Source organism: Mucilaginibacter sp. (assembly GCF_028288205.1).
In the GTDB taxonomy this organism is placed as follows: Bacteria; Bacteroidota; Bacteroidia; order Sphingobacteriales; family Sphingobacteriaceae; genus Mucilaginibacter.
The window spans coordinates 66473-82478 of record NZ_JAQBOD010000055.1 but is presented as its reverse complement, the minus strand read 5'-3'; the positions used below and the strand labels follow the sequence as shown (position 1 = coordinate 82478).

Sequence of the window (16006 nt, the reverse complement as noted above, 5' to 3'; positions counted from 1 at the left end):
CTAACCATGATTTTTAAGATTGTTCTGATTAATTATAAAAAAACCTAAAATTCTTTAATCCTAAAAATCAGATAGTGTCTCAGTTTGAAATTAGTGTATAACTAAAAATAAAGCGAGATTTGAAAAGGCAGAGTAAACGACCCGTAATTTTATATTTTATATGAACGTACAAGAACAAATCAAAAACTATATTACTAGCCAACCTGAATCAAAGCGTAGTGATATGCAACAGTTGCACCAGCTCACACTTCAAGTTTTACCAGGTTGTAAATTATGGTTCGACAATGGTAAAAACAGCGAAAATAAAACTGTTAGTAACCCTACTATAGGCTATGGATTTTACACCATAAAATATGCTGATGGAAAGACCAGGGATTTTTTTCAAATTGGTTTGAGCGCAAACAAAACCGGAATCTCTGTCTATATCCTTGGTATCAATGATAAGACATACTTAGCCCAAACGTATGGAAAAAACATAGGCAAGGCGAGTGTGACTGGTTATTGCATTAGGTTCAAAACGCTAAAAGATATAAACATTGATATACTTGAAGCGGCAATACGATATGGGGGTGAGATTACAAGTGAAAATTAAATTTCAAACTGAGACACTACCAAAAATCATGGTTCAGATAAGAATTTATTGTAAATTTAATCCAACCAATTGCTAACCAGCTTTAAATCCCACGGGAAATGAAAACACGTAAAACTTACTTAAAGTATATTGTTGTATCAGTTACAGTATGCCTGTGCCTGGCATTAGTTTCTTTTATTTTTGCAAAGCAATTTAAAGCCGATGGGAATGAAGATGGCACTATTTACCAATTCGCCATAGCCAAAAAAGGAATAATGATTGATAATGCCACCTGTTATGCTTACATACCCGGCGACGTAGGGACGATACGCACAGTAATTGTACACCTGCATGGCTGTACCCGCGAAGGTGATGCCTGGCAAATGATGTTTGATGAGCAATGGAAAGAACTTGCCAAAAAATGGCATGCTGTATTACTGGCGCCAAAGTTTATTACCGGGGCAGGTAATGCGAAAACATGTATCAATTGGTACAATCCGGATAATGGTACAAACGAAGCTTTCCTGGAGATGTTGGATAAACTGGCAATAAAAGCTAATCACCCCGAAATTAAAACGGTTCCGTGGGCGCTATGGGGGCATTCGGGCGGGTCAATTTGGGTAACTTCCATGACGGGTAAGCATCCGGAAAGGGTTGCTGTAACCGTAGCCCAAGCCTGTGGGGTAGATATAGCTGATGTTCCGGCTGCATTAAAAGTGCCAATATTGCACCATAACGGTATACAGGATCTTTGTTATAATAACGCCACCTTATTTGCTAACGGGCGTAAAAAAGGAGCATTGTGGGCACATGCAGTCAACCCGGTAGTAGAGTCGGCAATGGATGGGCACCAGGTGCATGATATGCGTTTTTTGGCTATCCCCTGGATAGATGCTTGTTTGGCAATGCGGCTCCCTGCAAAAGCTGGCAATGCTAATCTGCGCGATATGGATGTTACCAATGCCTGGCTTGGCGATACAGCTAAAAGAACCGTTGCCCCGGCCGCGTCTTTTAAAGGCGATAAACTGGCTGCCTGCTGGTTCCCTGATAAAGAACTTGCAGAGAAATGGGTAGAATATATGGCAACCGGCAATGTAACCGATAAAACACCGCCGCCTGCGCCGCATGATCTGGTTGCAAATTTTTGGGGTACTAATTTAATGTTAAAATGGCATGCCTCGCCCGACCTGGAAAGCGGCATTAAAACTTTTATTATTTATCGTGATGGGGTTGAGCTGACGACGTTAACTTATAGAACCAAAACCACATTTAGTAAACTAACCGGTTACCAGCGATGGAACGATGGCGATCAACCGGCTCCAATACCGGCACCCGAATTAACTTTTACCGATAATAAAGTTGATGATAAAGTAACTCATACCTACCAGGTAAGTACCGTAAACTGGTCTTATTTGGCGAGTGAGAAGAGCAAGCCTGTTACATTAGAAAATGGTAAGATCAAATAGCTGTTATTGCCTGCTGTAGTAAGTATCTACTATGTATTTGTAAGAAGTATTTACATCAAGCCCCCAGCCGGGTTGTGGATTGCTTTGAAATATGGTTTCCAGCCCGAGGTCCATATCGGTTAACCGGATGATAGGCTTAGTTTCGCTTCCGCCACCATTTTGTTTAATGGTTAATACCGAACCTAAAATTGTGTAATGCAAATAGGAGGTTGTATCAGTACCATAAACCGATGAACCTGCTACTTTATGCGGGATAGTAGTTATGTAGGCAGAACCATCGTTATTAAATATTTCATACCATGCCTTCGGATTTGTGGAGCTAAACAACATGGTAGTGTCTTTTACAAGATCGGCGGTGTTCAAATCATATATCATAGTGTGCTGCTGGTAAGCCAGCCACTTGCCGGTTATTAACGCAGCGTGTGATTTTCCGCCAATTATTTCGCTTTTTTTACATGAAAATAAAGCGCATGCGAAAAATAATATTAGTGATAGGTAGGTTAGGTTTCTCATAGGTTAAGAAAGATGTAGGCAAAATTATCAAAACAAATAATTCTTCGGCAATTGTAACGAAATATTTAGTTTAATACAGTTTGAAATTAAAAAAGGGGGGTATCAGGTGTTTATACGTAACAATAAATGTAGTTGTTATGTTTTGTTATAAAAGTATAAGTTTACAGGCGAATGTAAGCACGTTTAATAAAAATGAACAAAATGAACGACATTTTAGGCCGGGCCCTACTTGATCATTACCACAATTTATCTAAAAGTAAACTTTGGATCAATAATAAATACGGGCCGCCCGAAGAAATGCCTATAGCTACTTATTTTAGGGAAGAGAACGATATGCCCGATATTGAATATATGGCCATGGAACAATGCCGGGGGAAGGTATTGGATATTGGTGCGGGAGCAGGCAGCCATGTGCTGCTTTTACAAGAACAGGGATTGGATATTACAGCGATAGATATTTCGCTGTTGTGTGTGCAGCTAATGAAGGAGCGGGGTGTGAAAAAAGCAGTTGAGGCTGATATATTTAATTATAATGCAGAGAAATTTGATACCCTGTTATTTATGATGAATGGTATTGGTTTGGCAGGTACACTTCAACAATTAAAACAATTGCTTACCCATTTAAAAACCTTGTTAACTAAAGGCGGACAAATATTATTCGATTCATCAGATATTGCTTACCTGTACGAAGGCAAGCTGCCCATGCAAGGCTATTATGGCGAGATACAATATCAATACAGCTATAAAAAACTAAAAACAGAATGGTTTAACTGGCTTTATATTGATGAGCATACCTTGCAGCAAATTGCTGCCGAAACCGGTTTTAGCATGGAAGTGCTATTGGAAGATGAGTTTGGGCAGTATTTGGTTAGGCTGACTTTAATGACTTGAAATTGCGGCTGGCACTCTGACACCAATCATTTAGCTCTTAATACTACCTCTTATTAGCCTTAAACACCCGTATAAAATTACCACCAAATATTTTGGCAACATCTTTCTTACTGTAGCCAAGCTTTAATAGTTCGGTTTTTATTTTGGGATAATCAGCAACGCTATCCATTTCCTGCGGAAATGATTCTGAACCATCAAAATCTGATCCTATGCCTACATGCTCAACCCCAATAAGTTTGGCTATATAATCAATATGTTTAATGAGCATGCTTAATGGCGGGCGCACCATGTCCGATTCTGCTTTATGTATCGCGCTTAATCTTTCGGTAGCCAGATCCCTATCTTTATAAATTTTTATAAGCGAGTCAAGTTCCGGGCGGTGTGCCCTTATAAAAGTACCTTCTTTTTGCGCATAGGTACTGTCAACAAAACCGCTATAAAAGTTAACAAATATTACACCGTCATTTTTTGCAAGCGCCTGTAATTGCGCGTCTTTCATATTACGGCGGTTTTTATTAAGTGTCCACGCGCAGCTATGCGATGCGATAACCGGTTTTGTACTGGTAGCTATTACATCATAAAAGGTTTGCTCGCCTACATGCGATACATCCACCATAACACCCAGATCATTTAAGTGATGTACTATCTGTTTGCCATAATCAGTAAGTCCTTTGTGTTTTAAAGAATCTCCCTTAGTAGTTTCATCAGCTGCTGATGTTGCCCAACTGGTGCTGTTATTCCAGGTTAGCGTTAGGTAAGCCATGCCACGTTTGGTCAACAGGTCAACATAACCTATACTATCCTCAATCATGTGGCCGCCTTCCACACCAATTAATGCGGCCAACTTATTTTGCTTAACCGCTTTGGTTAGTTGTTTAGGCGTAGTAACCATGGCTATCATATCCGGGTGCCGATTAATTAATGAGTATAACGAATCTATCTCGCGGTTAGCCATTGCGTAAGCTGTACCCTTACTATACTGCCCGCTGCACCATATAGAAAATATCTGCGCGTTTAACCCGCCTTGTTTGGCACGTACCAGGTCAAAATTACCAATTGGCTGTAATTTACCAAGGTCGGCGCCGGTAATTAATTGGTTTGATATGGCATCGTTATGGGTATCAACAAGCAGTTGCGCTTTTGTACTTAATGCTAAAGGTAGCAGCAGGATCAGGATCAGTTTTTTCATGTTGTAATTTAAAATAAAAATAAGTACAGTCAAACTTTAACTCCATTTATAGCCCGGCATATCATAATAATTACAAATGATTAAACTATAACCCGTTTCTTTGTTCTATATCTACAAAAATATATTTATGAAAAAGCTACTTATACTTGCCGCAATTATTATTGTTAGTTATAATACATTCGCCCAAAATGTTGACCTGCGCCGCAAAATTGAAGTTACCGGCACTGCCGAGCAGGAAGTTACCCCCGATATTATTAATGTTTCCATTTCTCTGCAGGAATACATTAATGGGAAAACAAAAGTTACTATAGATCAGTTAGAAAACCAGTTGGAAGCGGCTGTGCGCGATGCCGGTATAGCTAAAGATGATTTTACAGTAAATAATATGTCGGCCTATAATAATACTTACCAAAAGAAAAAGAACCCCGATTTTTTGGCTTCAAAACAATATGGCATTAAATTTCATGACCTGAATAAATTTAACCAGATACTAAGCAAGGTTGACCCTAAAGGCATACAAAGCACCAATATTGACAGCTACAACTACTCAAAAATAGATCAGCTAAAAAACGAGCTTAAGCTAAAAGCGTTGTTAGCGGCCAAAGCCAAAGCAACCTATTTGCTCAATGGCCTGGGCGAAAAGCTGGGCAACGTACTAAATATTACCGAAAATGATAACAGTAATTACCCGCAACCAAGGCAGGTTATGTATAAAGCTATGTCGCTTAATGAAGTTAGTATTCCTTCCGAATCGGACATTAATTTTAAGAAAATAAAATTAAGCTTCCAGGTAAATACGGTGTTTGAGATAGGGGTGAAGTAATTATCTGGATTTTCAATCCCGGTGTATATTGCTTGTAGTACGAGTGCCCGAAAGATTAAAAAAAAGCGGCGGGTTGTGCGATACTCCTCTTGAGAGAGCAATAACCATTAAAAGACAGTATGCAAATTTATATCAATAACATTGTCTTGGCGGGGTCGCAAATTGTAAAAAAAAAGTGTTTCACATCAGGTGTTTCACCCTATTTTTGTAAAAATCTTAAAAACAGCATAAAATACTTATTAAGGTATTTAGGTACATCTACCTAAAGTATTTGTACTGTTTCAAAGTGTTTCACTCATTTTGTCAAATTACTAAATATCAATAGGTTAACCTAAAAGAGTGTTTCATCTGTTTCATTATTTTGTGAAACACTACATCACCTTTTAATTAGTATTTAATATTAGCCTGGGCTCGTCATACTCAATCATTCGCTTGCGTTCGTTGCTGGGTATTTTTACGGATTTATTAGCCGAATAATCATAACAGATACAAACTGTTTTGCCGGTGGTGCAAATCTCCTCACCATGTGGAGTTATCTTAACCAGTACATGCATTACATCAAAACTGCTGTTACCAATACGCACCACGCGTACATAGCAGGCAATGTGGTCATGCAAGGTTATGGGCTTCAGATAATTTACTTCCGACCGGCCCACGATGATACCGTTCTCACTGAAATTCCAGTCGATGGCTTCTTTCCAATAATTAAAGCGGGCAATTTCAAAATAGGTTAAATAAATAGCGTTGTTAACGTGCCCCACCGCGTCTATATCCGAGAAGCGGATAGGGATATGGGTTTTGTACTTGTAATCTGATAGTTTTTCAGCCATTGTGTGCCATTATGTCTGGTAAAAATATAGTTAAACGACAAATTGTCTTCTAAATAACTTCAAAAAGCTATTGGTACAACAGTTGAACAACCACTGGCGAAGATAATAAAACAAAAACTTAGGAGGATATAAAAATGACTTTAGTAAAATTTGGCAAGGATCAAAAAAACAGTTTAGTGAATCCATTTTTTAATGATGTGTATTCATTATTAAACGATTCGTTTTTAAACGAAAAATTAGCAACCCGTACACCTGCGGTAAACATTGCAGAAAGCGATAATCAATTTGAAGTTGAATTAGCAGTACCGGGCTTAAGCAAAGAAGATTTTAAAATTAATTTGGATAAAGATGTATTAAGCGTTTCGGCCGAAAAGAAAACTGAAACCGTGGATGAGAATAAAAAATTTACCAAACGCGAATACAGCTTTAATTCATTTTCAAGGTCATTTACCTTACCTGAAAGCGCGGATCATTCAAAAATAGAAGCTGATTATACAGCCGGAATTTTGAAATTGACCATCGCTAAAAAAGATGAAGCTAAATTTCAATCAAGAGAACTAGCTGTAAAATAAGTTATATCGGGAAATCCAAAGGTCCGGTTTGTGGGGAAGCTTTATGAGTGAAGAGGACCGGACCGAGGAATACCGAAAAGAGAGTTTTCATAATAGTAATGTTGGTTTAGTTTGAAAAAGGCCGTTTCCGTTTTGGGGACGGTCTTTTTCGTTTTGGCCTCATCCACCCTCTCTAAAGGACAGGGCTTTATAAGCTGCTTAATCACGCATATTAATATACTGCAATGGCTGGTCAAAACTTTCTTTGCGGCAAAGGGCGATAACCGCTTGCAGGTCGTCGATCTTTTTGGCTTGTACGCGCACCTGGTCATCCATTATGCTGGCCTGTACCTTTAAGCCGCTGTCTTTAATTTTCTTAACAATTTTTTTAGCGGTATCCTGGTCAAGGCCTTGCTTTATCTTAATTTCTTTACGTATCATGTTGCCCGACGCGGCTATTTCCTTACCAAAATCCATTGCTTTTGGGTCAAGCTGCTGCTTTACCATACGGCTTATAATGGCGTCCTGTATGGCTTTAATACGCATATCGTTCTCGGTAACTACCGTTATTACGTTAGTCTTTTTATCAAGCTCTATGGTGCTTTTTGAGTCGTTAAAATCATAACGGTTCAAAATTTCTTTTTTAGCAATGTTGATAGCATTATCCAGCGTTTGGCCGTCTATTTTGCTTACTATATCAAAAGTTGGCATGGGTAATTGGTTTAAAATTGATGTTTACAAAATTAATGTAATGATAGTATATATAAAGCCATAAAATCAAATAGTAACTATTATTGTTAAAAACAAAAGCATAATATACCAATCACTTAATATTAACTTAACAAATAAATAAGCAGATTTGCATACAGTGCTGCAAAGCACTCAATTTATATGGATATTAAACGCATACCTTTAATTAACAGAGAAATTAGCTGGTTATATTTTAACGAACGCGTTTTACAAGAAGCAGCCGATCCAACTGTACCCTTAATTGAAAGGATAAAGTTTCTTGCTATTTTTTCGTCAAATCTTGATGAGTTTTACCGCGTTAGGGTGGCAACATTAAGCCGCCTTACCAACTTGAATGAAAAGGCTAAGGAAATTTTAGGTTATAACCCCAAAAAGCTATTAAACCAAATAAAAAACGTTGTTGTAAAACAAGAACGGAAGTTTAATAACCTGTATGAAAATATCATTGTTAAACAGCTTGCCGAAGAAAAGATATTCCTACTTAATGATAAACAGTTAAATGTAGCTCGGGGTACATTCGTAAAAAGCTATTTCCGCGAAAAACTATTGGCAACGCTGGTGCCCATTATGCTGGATAATACAAATATATTGCCAGAGCTGCGCGACCGTTCCATATACTTTTTTGTAAAGCTTACTAAGGATAAAAAAATAACATACGCTTTAATTGAAATACCGGATAATCTTTCCAGGTTTATTGTATTACCCGAAACTAATAACCTGAAATTTATTATTTTATTAGATGATATTATACGGTACAGCCTGGAGGATATCTTCTTTATATTCGAGCATGATAATATTGATGCCTATTCCATACAGCTTACCCGCGATGCAGAATTAGATCTGGATAAGGAAGTAAGCGAGAAATTTATTGATTCATTATCTAAAAGCTTACAAAAACGGCGTAGGGGTAAACCTATGCGTTTACTATATGACTCTGAAATGCCGCTGGATATGTTAAAGTATTTGGTAAGCAAAATGGGCCTGCATGGCGAAAGCCTTATCCCCGGCAACCGTTACCATAACTTTAAAAATTTCATTGCTTTCCCTAACGTGGGCGGGCCCGAGCTGGAGTATGTAAGATATGCAGCATTACCGGTTGATAACCTGACGTTTGATAAAAGCTTAATGGCTATGATAGCTAAGCAGGATTATCTAATCAACACTCCTTATCAAACGTATGATTATGTGATCCACTTTTTACGTGAGGCCGCTATTGACCCAAAGGTTAAAGAGATAAGTATCGCGGTGTATCGCCTTGCAGAAAATTCGCGTATAATGCATGCTTTGATAAATGCGGCAAAAAATGGCAAGAAAGTAAATTGTTTAATTGAGCTGCGGGCGCGTTTTGATGAACAAAACAATATTACCTGGAGCCGCAGGCTGGAAGAAGAGGGTGTAAATGTATTATACGGTATTGATGGGTATAAGGTACACGCTAAAATATGTTTAGTAAGCCGCACAGAAAAGGATAAACTGGCTTACTATGCTTGCTTATCTACCGGAAATTATAATGAGAAAACGGCGGGGATGTATGCCGACCACACCCTACTCACTTCCAATAAAAAAATAACTAATGATTTGGTAAATGTTTTTAAAGCTTTAAATAAAAACATATTACCTAAAGGGTTAAAGAGCCTTATTGTGTCGCCAATTGATTCGCGGCAGGCAATTTATAAATTGATAGATACCGAGATCAGGCATGCCAGGGCCAAAAAGCCCGCTTACATGATCCTGAAAATGAATAGCCTGGCTGATGAGCAGTTAATTACTAAACTATACCAGGCCAGTAACGCCGGTGTAAAAATTAAAATGATAATAAGAGGCATGTGCTGCCTGGTGCCCGGTATAAAAGGTTACAGCGAAAATATTGAGGTAGTAAGCATTGTAGACAAATACCTGGAACATGCCCGTGTACATATTTATTGTAATGGCGGAGACGAACTGATGTACTTAACATCTGCCGATTTTATGACCAGGAACATTGATACCCGTGTTGAGGTTGGTTTCCCTATCTATGATAAAAAAATCAAGAAAGAGATAAGGGATATAATTGATATTCAGCTTAACGATAATACCAAAGCACGCGAAATTAATAGTCACAATACCAACAAGTACCATAAAACAAATTCTGAGATACCGGTGAGGGCACAAATAGACATTTATAATTATCTGAAAAATAAAAGCAAAATAAATTGAGATACGCAGCAATAGATATAGGTTCGAACGCGGTAAGATTACTTATTGCTGATATAATTGAAAATGACGGATCAGTTTCATTTAAAAAAAATACGTTAATCCGGGTACCATTACGTTTGGGTGATGACGCGTTTTTAAATCAGCATATTTCTGATAGAAAAGCAACTGATCTGGTAAAAACCATGCATGCTTTCCGTAACCTTATGGATGTATACAAGGTTGGCGATTATATGGCTTGTGCCACATCTGCCATGCGCGAAGCTAAAAATGGTGATGATGTTGTAAAGCAAATAAAGGAGCAGGCAAATATCGATCTGGAAATTGTTCAGGGACAAGCGGAAGCACGGATCATTTATGCCAGTCACGCAGAGCAAAATATAGACAGAACAAAAAACTATTTATATATTGATGTAGGTGGCGGCAGTACAGAGCTTTCGCTATTTTCATCAGGCGATTTAGTAGCGTCTAAATCTTTTAACATTGGTACCATCCGCATACTGGATAACCAGGATACAGAGGAATCATGGAACTCCATGAGAGAATTTATACGGGAGCATACCAGGCATTTTAAAAATATATCAGGCATTGGTACCGGTGGAAATATTAATAAGCTTTATAAATTATCCGAAGAAAAAGATAACTCACCATTAACCTTTAATAAGCTTAAATCGCTTTACAGTTATCTTGATTCATTTTCGTTAAAAGACCGTATTAATGTGTTGGGCCTAAACCAGGATAGGGCAGATGTTATTATACCGGCCTGCGAAATATATTTATCTGTAATGAAATGGGCCGGCATTAAGAGCATGTATGTGCCCAGCGTAGGCATGGTTGATGGTATTATACAAACATTAATAGATAAAAATTACGTCAAATCACATTAAATTAATTTTAATAAATTGTTTAATAATTAAAAAAGTGTTATTACATTTGTAATGCCCTCTCAAAGGGCATGTTTTTCATAGGTAGATGTAGGGTCGGGTACTAGTTATTCGACCCTTTTTTGTACCCGTAACTTTAATCCCCTTGGTTTGTTAACCAATAATCATGAAGAAAAAAATTGTAGTTGCTATTACCGGCGCCAGCGGCGCAATATATGCCAGGTTATTATTGAACAAACTACAGCAGCTAAACAGCCAAATAGCCGAGGTTGCGCTAATTATGTCTGATAATGCAAAGCAAGTATGGCAATTTGAATTGGATAATGAAGATTATACCAATTATCCTTATAAATTTTATGCTAAAAACGATTTCATGGCGCCCTTTGCATCTGGCTCTGCAAAGTTTGATACTATGGTAATTATACCCTGCTCTATGGGTACTTTGGGTAGAATTGCAGGCGGAATATCTGACGACCTGGTAAGCCGCGCTGCCGACGTGATACTAAAAGAGCGCCGTAAACTGATTTTGGTGGCCCGTGATACACCATTAAATCTCATCCACATACGTAATATGGCAACCGTTACCGAGGCTGGTGGGATAATTTGCCCGGCAGTGCCTTCGTTCTACAACAAACCGCAAACAGTTGAAGAAGTAGCCTTAACAGTTGTAAATAGGGTAATAGATTTGATAGGATTGGACAATGATAGTTATCGTTGGGGCGAGTAAAATAATTAGTGAATGAGCGATTAGTGAATGATGGAATATTGATCTTGCGGTGTTAAAAACATTCACTCAACCACTCATTCCATCATTCGCTCATTATATTTATATTTGCAACCGGAAAAATGAATAAGAAAGTCGCTTTTTATACACTGGGTTGCAAACTCAACTATTCTGAAACGTCAACACTAGGCCGCCTTTTTAGTAACGCGGGTTTTGATACCGTTGATTTTACTAATACGCCCGATGTATATGTTATTAATACCTGCTCGGTGACCGATCATGCTGATAAAAAGTGCAGAAAGGTTGTAAAAGAAGCGCTTAAAGTATCACCCAATGCTTACATAACCATAGTAGGCTGTTATGCACAGCTAAAACCTAAAGAGATTGCCGAAATCCCGGGTGTTGATATGGTTTTAGGCGCTGCAGAGAAGTTTCAGATCATAGATCATATTACTGATCTTACTAAAAATCCTAAAACATTAATATATAATCAGCCGGTAACGGCGGCTAACGAGTTTATTCCTGCACATTCTTTTGGCGATCGCACGCGTACCTTTTTGAAGGTTCAGGATGGTTGCGATTATTCCTGCTCATTTTGTACCATACCATTAGCACGCGGCGCAAGCAGGAGCGATACTATTGAAAATGTAATTGAGCAAGCTAAACAAATAGCTGCATCAGATGTAAAAGAGATAGTGCTAACCGGGGTTAACCTGGGCGATTTCGGTATAATTAATGGCAAGCGCGAAACTAAATTCTTTGACCTGGTAAAGGCGCTGGATGAAGTAGAAGGTATTGACCGTATACGCATATCATCCATCGAGCCTAATTTATTAACAGATGAGATCATTGAATTTGTAGCTAATTCTAAAAGATTTGTGCCGCATTTTCATATTCCATTACAATCAGGCTCTAACAAAATACTAAGCCTGATGCGCCGCCGGTATAAACGCGAGCTATATGTAGATAGGGTAGCTAAGATAAAACAGCTTATGCCAAATTGCTGTATTGGAGTGGATGTGATTGTTGGCTTCCCGGGCGAAACAAGAGAAGATTTTATAGATACTTATAACTTTTTAAACGAGCTGAATATAGCATACCTGCATGTATTCACTTATTCTGAACGTGAAAATACTTTAGCGGCCGAAATGAGCGGTGTTGTACCCGGTTCAACACGGGCCGACAGGAGTAAGATGCTGCACATATTATCTGACAAAAAACGCCGCGCATTTTATGATACCCAATTAGGCCGGACAGAAGAGGTACTGTTTGAGGGCGATATTAAAGAAGGTTTTATGCATGGTTTTACCCGCAACTATGTAAAAGTTAAAACCAAGTACGACCCGGTATTGGTAAACGAATTAAAAAATGTTTATTTAACACAAATATCACCTGATGGTGATGTTGAAATAACCGAGGGCCAGGAAATATTAGTACATTAACTCTATATTCGCTGCAAATTATCTAACTATGTTTCCAAGTATTAGCTCGCTTATAAAATATCTTACCGGTTTAGATATCCTTCTGCCCATACAAACTTTTGGGTTTTTTGTAGCGATAGCATTTATAGCAGCCTATTGGGCCTTTAGTGAAGAATTTAAGCGCAAAGAAAAATTAGGCTATATCCATTCTTTCGAGAAAACAGTAACTGTGGGTTCGGCTATTACAATACCTGAATTAATAGGTAATGGCATTTTTGGATTTGTATTGGGTTATAAATTATTAGATATGGTATTTAACTACCATGCTTTTATTGATGATCCGCAGGCATTTGTTTTATCTACCCGCGGCAATTTTGTAGGGGGAATTATTTTGGCGGCAGTATTTGCCTACTGGGCATATGCCGAAAATAAAAAGCAAAAATTAGACAAGCCGGTAACCCAAAAAATAACAGTTCATCCGTACGAATTAATGGGTAACATATTATTATGGGCCGCAGTTTGTGGCTTTGCCGGCGCCAAACTGTTCAATGCTTTAGAAAACTGGGACGAGTTTATGCGCGACCCGGTAGGTATGCTTATTGGTTTTAGCGGACTTACCTTTTATGGCGGTTTAATATGTGGGGGAGCCGCGGTACTTTATATTGCAAATAAACATGGTATAAAACCATTAAATATGCTGGATATTGGCGGGCCGGGTATGATGTTAGCTTACGCTATTGGTCGCATTGGCTGCCAGATGTCTGGCGATGGTGATTGGGGAATACCTAATCATGCACCAAAACCACATTGGTTAAGCTGGGCCCCTGATTGGATGTGGGCATTCAAGTTTCCGCATAACGTAAGCATGGAAGACCAGGGCAATAAAATTGCCAATTGTGTAGGCAAGTATTGTAATGAACTAAGAGAAGCGGTATTCCCAACCTCATTTTATGAGTGTGTAATATGTTTACTTTTATTCCTGTTTTTATGGAGCATTCGTAGCCGTATTAAAATACCGGGTGTAATGTTTGGTATTTACCTGGTATTAAATGGTATTGAGCGCTTTTTAATTGAATTAATACGCGTAAATACACGTTACCATGTCGCAGGTATATCATTTACACAAGCCGAAATGATATCTCTCTGTTTGTTCCTGGGAGGAATGTACTTAATTATATCAGGATTGAATAAGGATAAAAAAGTAAAAGCACAGCATGGCTAATAATTCATTTAGGCAAAAGCTGTTTAAAAATCAGGTAGCTAGGTTTGTGTTTTCGGCAGGTGCAGGTTTTTTGGTTGACGTATTTGCTTTCTATATGTTCTATCATAATTTCCTGGAACAGCCAACTTATAATGTTCTTTCCTATACTTTCGATAACTATACAATTTCTTTAGCTATATCTTTCTTTTTAGGTGTGGTGGTTAATTTTTTAATAACCCGGTACATGGTATTTAACGAGTCGGTTTCATCACCGGCAAAGCAATTTATACGATTTGTTACAGTAGCTATAATTGGCTTTTTTGCAAATTTAAGTCTGTTAGATATTTTTATAAGGTCATTAAATATGTATCCACCAATGGCAAGGGTAGCGGCTGCGCTAAGTTTGTTTTTCGCGAGCTTTTTTGTACATAAATTTTTTTCATTTAGCCTATCATTAAGACATCATGCAGCTGGAGCAAGTAGCAAACCAAGTAATTGAGCTTTCTAAACAAGTTGGAGATTTTATCCGTCAGGAAAGAAAAACCTTTAATGCTGATAAAATAGAATATAAAGGGTTAAATGACCTGGTATCGTATGTTGATAAAACTGCCGAAGGGATAATAGTAGCCGGATTGGAGAAAATAATACCCGATGCCGGCTTTATAACTGAAGAACAAACCAAAAACAAAATAGCCGAAAGATATAATTGGATAATTGATCCGCTTGATGGTACTACCAATTTTATTCATGGCTTGCCGGTATTTTCTGTTAGCATAGCGCTTAAAGAATATGATGAGTTGGTTTTAGGTGTGGTGTACGAAATTAACCAGGACGAATGCTTTTATGCATGGAAAGGTGCACCCGCGTACCTGAACGGCAAAGAAATTAAAGTAAGCAAGGCCCCAAAAATTGGCGATAGCTTAATTGCTACCGGTTTCCCGTATTATAATTTTGAAAAACAGCCGCAATATATTGAACTGTTTACCTACCTGATGAAAAACTGCCACGGTTTGCGCCGCCTGGGATCAGCAGCTGTTGATTTGGCTTATACGGCTGCCGGGCGTTTTGATGCTTATTATGAATACAATCTTAATGCGTGGGATGCTGCTGCAGGCATTGTAATAGTAAAGCAAGCCGGAGGCCACGTAGTAAATTTTAAAGGCGGAGACGAAGTTTTAGATACCCGTGAGTTGTTGGCTACTAACGGGAGGTTTACGGAGGAGATGCTGCAGGCAATTCAACAGTATTTTAGGTAGAGGATTTCACTGATTTTGTTTGATTACACCGATTAAAAAAAGGATCACACAAATCTGTGCAATCCTTATTTTAATCGGTGTAATCCTTTTCTAAATCTGTGAAATCAAGAATTAAAGGGCTTCCGATACTACTTCTGTAACTTCAGGAACCATACGTTTAAGCAAATTCTCAATACCTGCTTTCAAAGTGATGGTTGATGACGGGCATCCGCTGCATGAACCGCGCAGTTCAACAGTAACCACACCTTCGGTAAACGAACGGTAGGAGATAGCGCCGCCATCCTGCTCAACAGCCGGGCGAACGTAATCATTTAATATTTGCTGAATTTTGATTTCGGTATCGGTCCCTTCAAAATCAACTTCGCCGGTTTGCTCTTCTATCTGTACTTTTAATTCAGATTCAACAGCGCCTTTTACAAACTCTTTTAATATCGGCTCAATATCTTCCCAGTCTGTACCTTCTGTTTTGGTAACCGTAACAAAATTACTGGCGAAGAAAACACCGTTTACAAATGAAAATTTATATAGTTCCTTAGCAAAAGGCGATTTTTCTGCACTTTCTTTAGTAGCGAAATCTGTACTGCCATTTATCAGCAACTTGTTCACAATGAACTTCATTGTTGCCGGGTTAGGCGTAGACTCTGTATATACGTTGATATTCATCTTGATCTTTATTTACTTAACAAAGTTAAATAGCTTTTTGATTAATATGCTACCCTAAAATAGTTATGACCTGTGTGTGA

The 16006-nt window shown here is 38.3% G+C and carries 17 protein-coding genes; 12 read left to right on the top strand and 5 right to left on the bottom strand.

What is annotated here, in order from left to right:
- Positions 1–160 precede the first annotated feature (160 nt).
- On the top strand, positions 161–592 hold the full coding sequence (locus tag JWR23_RS12765) for a DUF1801 domain-containing protein (protein WP_299516530.1): 432 nt from the start codon (positions 161–163) through the stop codon (positions 590–592).
- Between the two features lie 98 nt (positions 593–690).
- Positions 691–2037, top strand: coding sequence for a hypothetical protein (locus JWR23_RS12760; RefSeq protein WP_299516528.1), 1347 nt, complete (start codon positions 691–693; stop codon positions 2035–2037).
- Between the two features lie 3 nt (positions 2038–2040).
- Here the strand turns inward: JWR23_RS12760 and JWR23_RS12755 are convergent, their stop codons facing one another.
- Positions 2041–2550: a hypothetical protein gene (locus tag JWR23_RS12755; RefSeq protein WP_299516527.1), complete on the bottom strand. Its 510-nt coding sequence runs from the start codon at positions 2548–2550 to the stop codon at positions 2041–2043.
- 201 nt (positions 2551–2751) lie between these two features.
- Here JWR23_RS12755 and JWR23_RS12750 point away from each other — a divergent pair, with 201 nt between their 5' ends.
- The gene (locus tag JWR23_RS12750) at positions 2752–3441 is read left to right on the top strand and encodes a methyltransferase domain-containing protein (RefSeq protein WP_299516525.1); all 690 of its coding nucleotides are present in this window, start codon (positions 2752–2754) and stop codon (positions 3439–3441) included.
- Between the two features lie 43 nt (positions 3442–3484).
- Here the strand turns inward: JWR23_RS12750 and JWR23_RS12745 are convergent, their stop codons facing one another.
- Positions 3485–4630, bottom strand: a complete 1146-nt coding sequence (locus JWR23_RS12745; RefSeq protein WP_299516523.1) for a dipeptidase — start codon at positions 4628–4630, stop codon at positions 3485–3487.
- A gap of 127 nt (positions 4631–4757) precedes the next feature.
- Between JWR23_RS12745 and JWR23_RS12740 the strand changes: the two genes are divergently transcribed.
- Entirely contained in the window at positions 4758–5453 is a 696-nt protein-coding gene (locus JWR23_RS12740) for an SIMPL domain-containing protein (RefSeq protein ID WP_299516522.1), read from the top strand.
- Positions 5454–5836: 383 nt separating this feature from the next.
- Here the strand turns inward: JWR23_RS12740 and JWR23_RS12735 are convergent, their stop codons facing one another.
- Positions 5837–6283 (bottom strand): thioesterase family protein, encoded by a 447-nt coding sequence (locus JWR23_RS12735; protein WP_299516521.1) that lies wholly within the window; start codon positions 6281–6283, stop codon positions 5837–5839.
- 134 nt (positions 6284–6417) lie between these two features.
- On the opposite strand from JWR23_RS12735, the gene JWR23_RS12730 reads away from it, so the two are divergent.
- Entirely contained in the window at positions 6418–6855 is a 438-nt protein-coding gene (locus JWR23_RS12730) for an Hsp20/alpha crystallin family protein (RefSeq protein WP_299516520.1), read from the top strand.
- A 198-nt stretch (positions 6856–7053) separates the two neighbouring features.
- Here the strand turns inward: JWR23_RS12730 and JWR23_RS12725 are convergent, their stop codons facing one another.
- Positions 7054–7545, bottom strand: coding sequence for a YajQ family cyclic di-GMP-binding protein (locus tag JWR23_RS12725; protein WP_299516519.1), 492 nt, complete (start codon positions 7543–7545; stop codon positions 7054–7056).
- Positions 7546–7725: 180 nt separating this feature from the next.
- Here JWR23_RS12725 and ppk1 point away from each other — a divergent pair, with 180 nt between their 5' ends.
- The 7 genes from ppk1 (at position 7726) to JWR23_RS12690 (ending at position 15263) form a co-directional block, all read left to right on the top strand.
- Positions 7726–9780, top strand: coding sequence for a polyphosphate kinase 1 (ppk1, locus tag JWR23_RS12720; protein ID WP_299516518.1), 2055 nt, complete (start codon positions 7726–7728; stop codon positions 9778–9780).
- A complete protein-coding gene (locus tag JWR23_RS12715; RefSeq protein WP_299516517.1) occupies positions 9777–10664 on the top strand; it encodes an exopolyphosphatase in 888 nt (295 codons plus the stop codon). The genes ppk1 and JWR23_RS12715 overlap by 4 nt, the downstream gene beginning before the upstream one ends.
- Positions 10665–10827: 163 nt before the next feature.
- Positions 10828–11388 carry a UbiX family flavin prenyltransferase gene (locus tag JWR23_RS12710; RefSeq protein ID WP_299516515.1) on the top strand — a complete coding sequence of 187 codons (561 nt, stop codon included), beginning with the start codon at positions 10828–10830 and terminating at the stop codon, positions 11386–11388.
- Positions 11389–11507: 119 nt separating this feature from the next.
- Positions 11508–12827 carry a tRNA (N(6)-L-threonylcarbamoyladenosine(37)-C(2))-methylthiotransferase MtaB gene (gene mtaB, locus JWR23_RS12705; protein ID WP_299516514.1) on the top strand — a complete coding sequence of 440 codons (1320 nt, stop codon included), beginning with the start codon at positions 11508–11510 and terminating at the stop codon, positions 12825–12827.
- A gap of 28 nt (positions 12828–12855) precedes the next feature.
- Complete coding sequence (locus JWR23_RS12700; protein WP_299516513.1) at positions 12856–14028, top strand: prolipoprotein diacylglyceryl transferase; 1173 nt, start codon at positions 12856–12858, stop codon at positions 14026–14028.
- Positions 14021–14506, top strand: a complete 486-nt coding sequence (locus JWR23_RS12695; RefSeq protein WP_299516512.1) for a GtrA family protein — start codon at positions 14021–14023, stop codon at positions 14504–14506. Before JWR23_RS12700 ends, JWR23_RS12695 begins: the two co-directional genes overlap by 8 nt.
- The gene (locus JWR23_RS12690) at positions 14472–15263 is read left to right on the top strand and encodes an inositol monophosphatase family protein (RefSeq protein ID WP_299516511.1); all 792 of its coding nucleotides are present in this window, start codon (positions 14472–14474) and stop codon (positions 15261–15263) included. Before JWR23_RS12695 ends, JWR23_RS12690 begins: the two co-directional genes overlap by 35 nt.
- Positions 15264–15374: 111 nt before the next feature.
- Here JWR23_RS12690 and JWR23_RS12685 read toward each other — a convergent pair whose 3' ends face one another.
- Entirely contained in the window at positions 15375–15926 is a 552-nt protein-coding gene (locus JWR23_RS12685) for a NifU family protein (protein WP_299498353.1), read from the bottom strand.
- Between the last annotated feature and the right edge of the window lie 80 nt (positions 15927–16006).

Bases quoted from the DNA above. Each gene is read 5' to 3' on its own strand.
- JWR23_RS12765 (WP_299516530.1), top strand. From the start codon at position 161: ATGAACGTACAAGAACAAATCAAAAACTATATTACTAGCCAACCTGAA.
- JWR23_RS12740 (WP_299516522.1), top strand. From the start codon at position 4,758: ATGAAAAAGCTACTTATACTTGCCGCAATTATTATTGTTAGTTATAAT.
- JWR23_RS12725 (WP_299516519.1), bottom strand. From the start codon at position 7,545: ATGCCAACTTTTGATATAGTAAGCAAAATAGACGGCCAAACGCTGGAT.
- JWR23_RS12735 (WP_299516521.1), bottom strand. From the start codon at position 6,283: ATGGCTGAAAAACTATCAGATTACAAGTACAAAACCCATATCCCTATC.
- JWR23_RS12745 (WP_299516523.1), bottom strand. From the start codon at position 4,630: ATGAAAAAACTGATCCTGATCCTGCTGCTACCTTTAGCATTAAGTACA.
- JWR23_RS12760 (WP_299516528.1), top strand. From the start codon at position 691: ATGAAAACACGTAAAACTTACTTAAAGTATATTGTTGTATCAGTTACA.
- ppk1 (WP_299516518.1), top strand. From the start codon at position 7,726: ATGGATATTAAACGCATACCTTTAATTAACAGAGAAATTAGCTGGTTA.
- JWR23_RS12730 (WP_299516520.1), top strand. From the start codon at position 6,418: ATGACTTTAGTAAAATTTGGCAAGGATCAAAAAAACAGTTTAGTGAAT.
- mtaB (WP_299516514.1), top strand. From the start codon at position 11,508: ATGAATAAGAAAGTCGCTTTTTATACACTGGGTTGCAAACTCAACTAT.
- JWR23_RS12685 (WP_299498353.1), bottom strand. From the start codon at position 15,926: ATGAATATCAACGTATATACAGAGTCTACGCCTAACCCGGCAACAATG.
- JWR23_RS12695 (WP_299516512.1), top strand. From the start codon at position 14,021: ATGGCTAATAATTCATTTAGGCAAAAGCTGTTTAAAAATCAGGTAGCT.
- JWR23_RS12755 (WP_299516527.1), bottom strand. From the start codon at position 2,550: ATGAGAAACCTAACCTACCTATCACTAATATTATTTTTCGCATGCGCT.
- JWR23_RS12750 (WP_299516525.1), top strand. From the start codon at position 2,752: ATGAACGACATTTTAGGCCGGGCCCTACTTGATCATTACCACAATTTA.
- JWR23_RS12700 (WP_299516513.1), top strand. From the start codon at position 12,856: ATGTTTCCAAGTATTAGCTCGCTTATAAAATATCTTACCGGTTTAGAT.
- JWR23_RS12690 (WP_299516511.1), top strand. From the start codon at position 14,472: ATGCAGCTGGAGCAAGTAGCAAACCAAGTAATTGAGCTTTCTAAACAA.
- JWR23_RS12710 (WP_299516515.1), top strand. From the start codon at position 10,828: ATGAAGAAAAAAATTGTAGTTGCTATTACCGGCGCCAGCGGCGCAATA.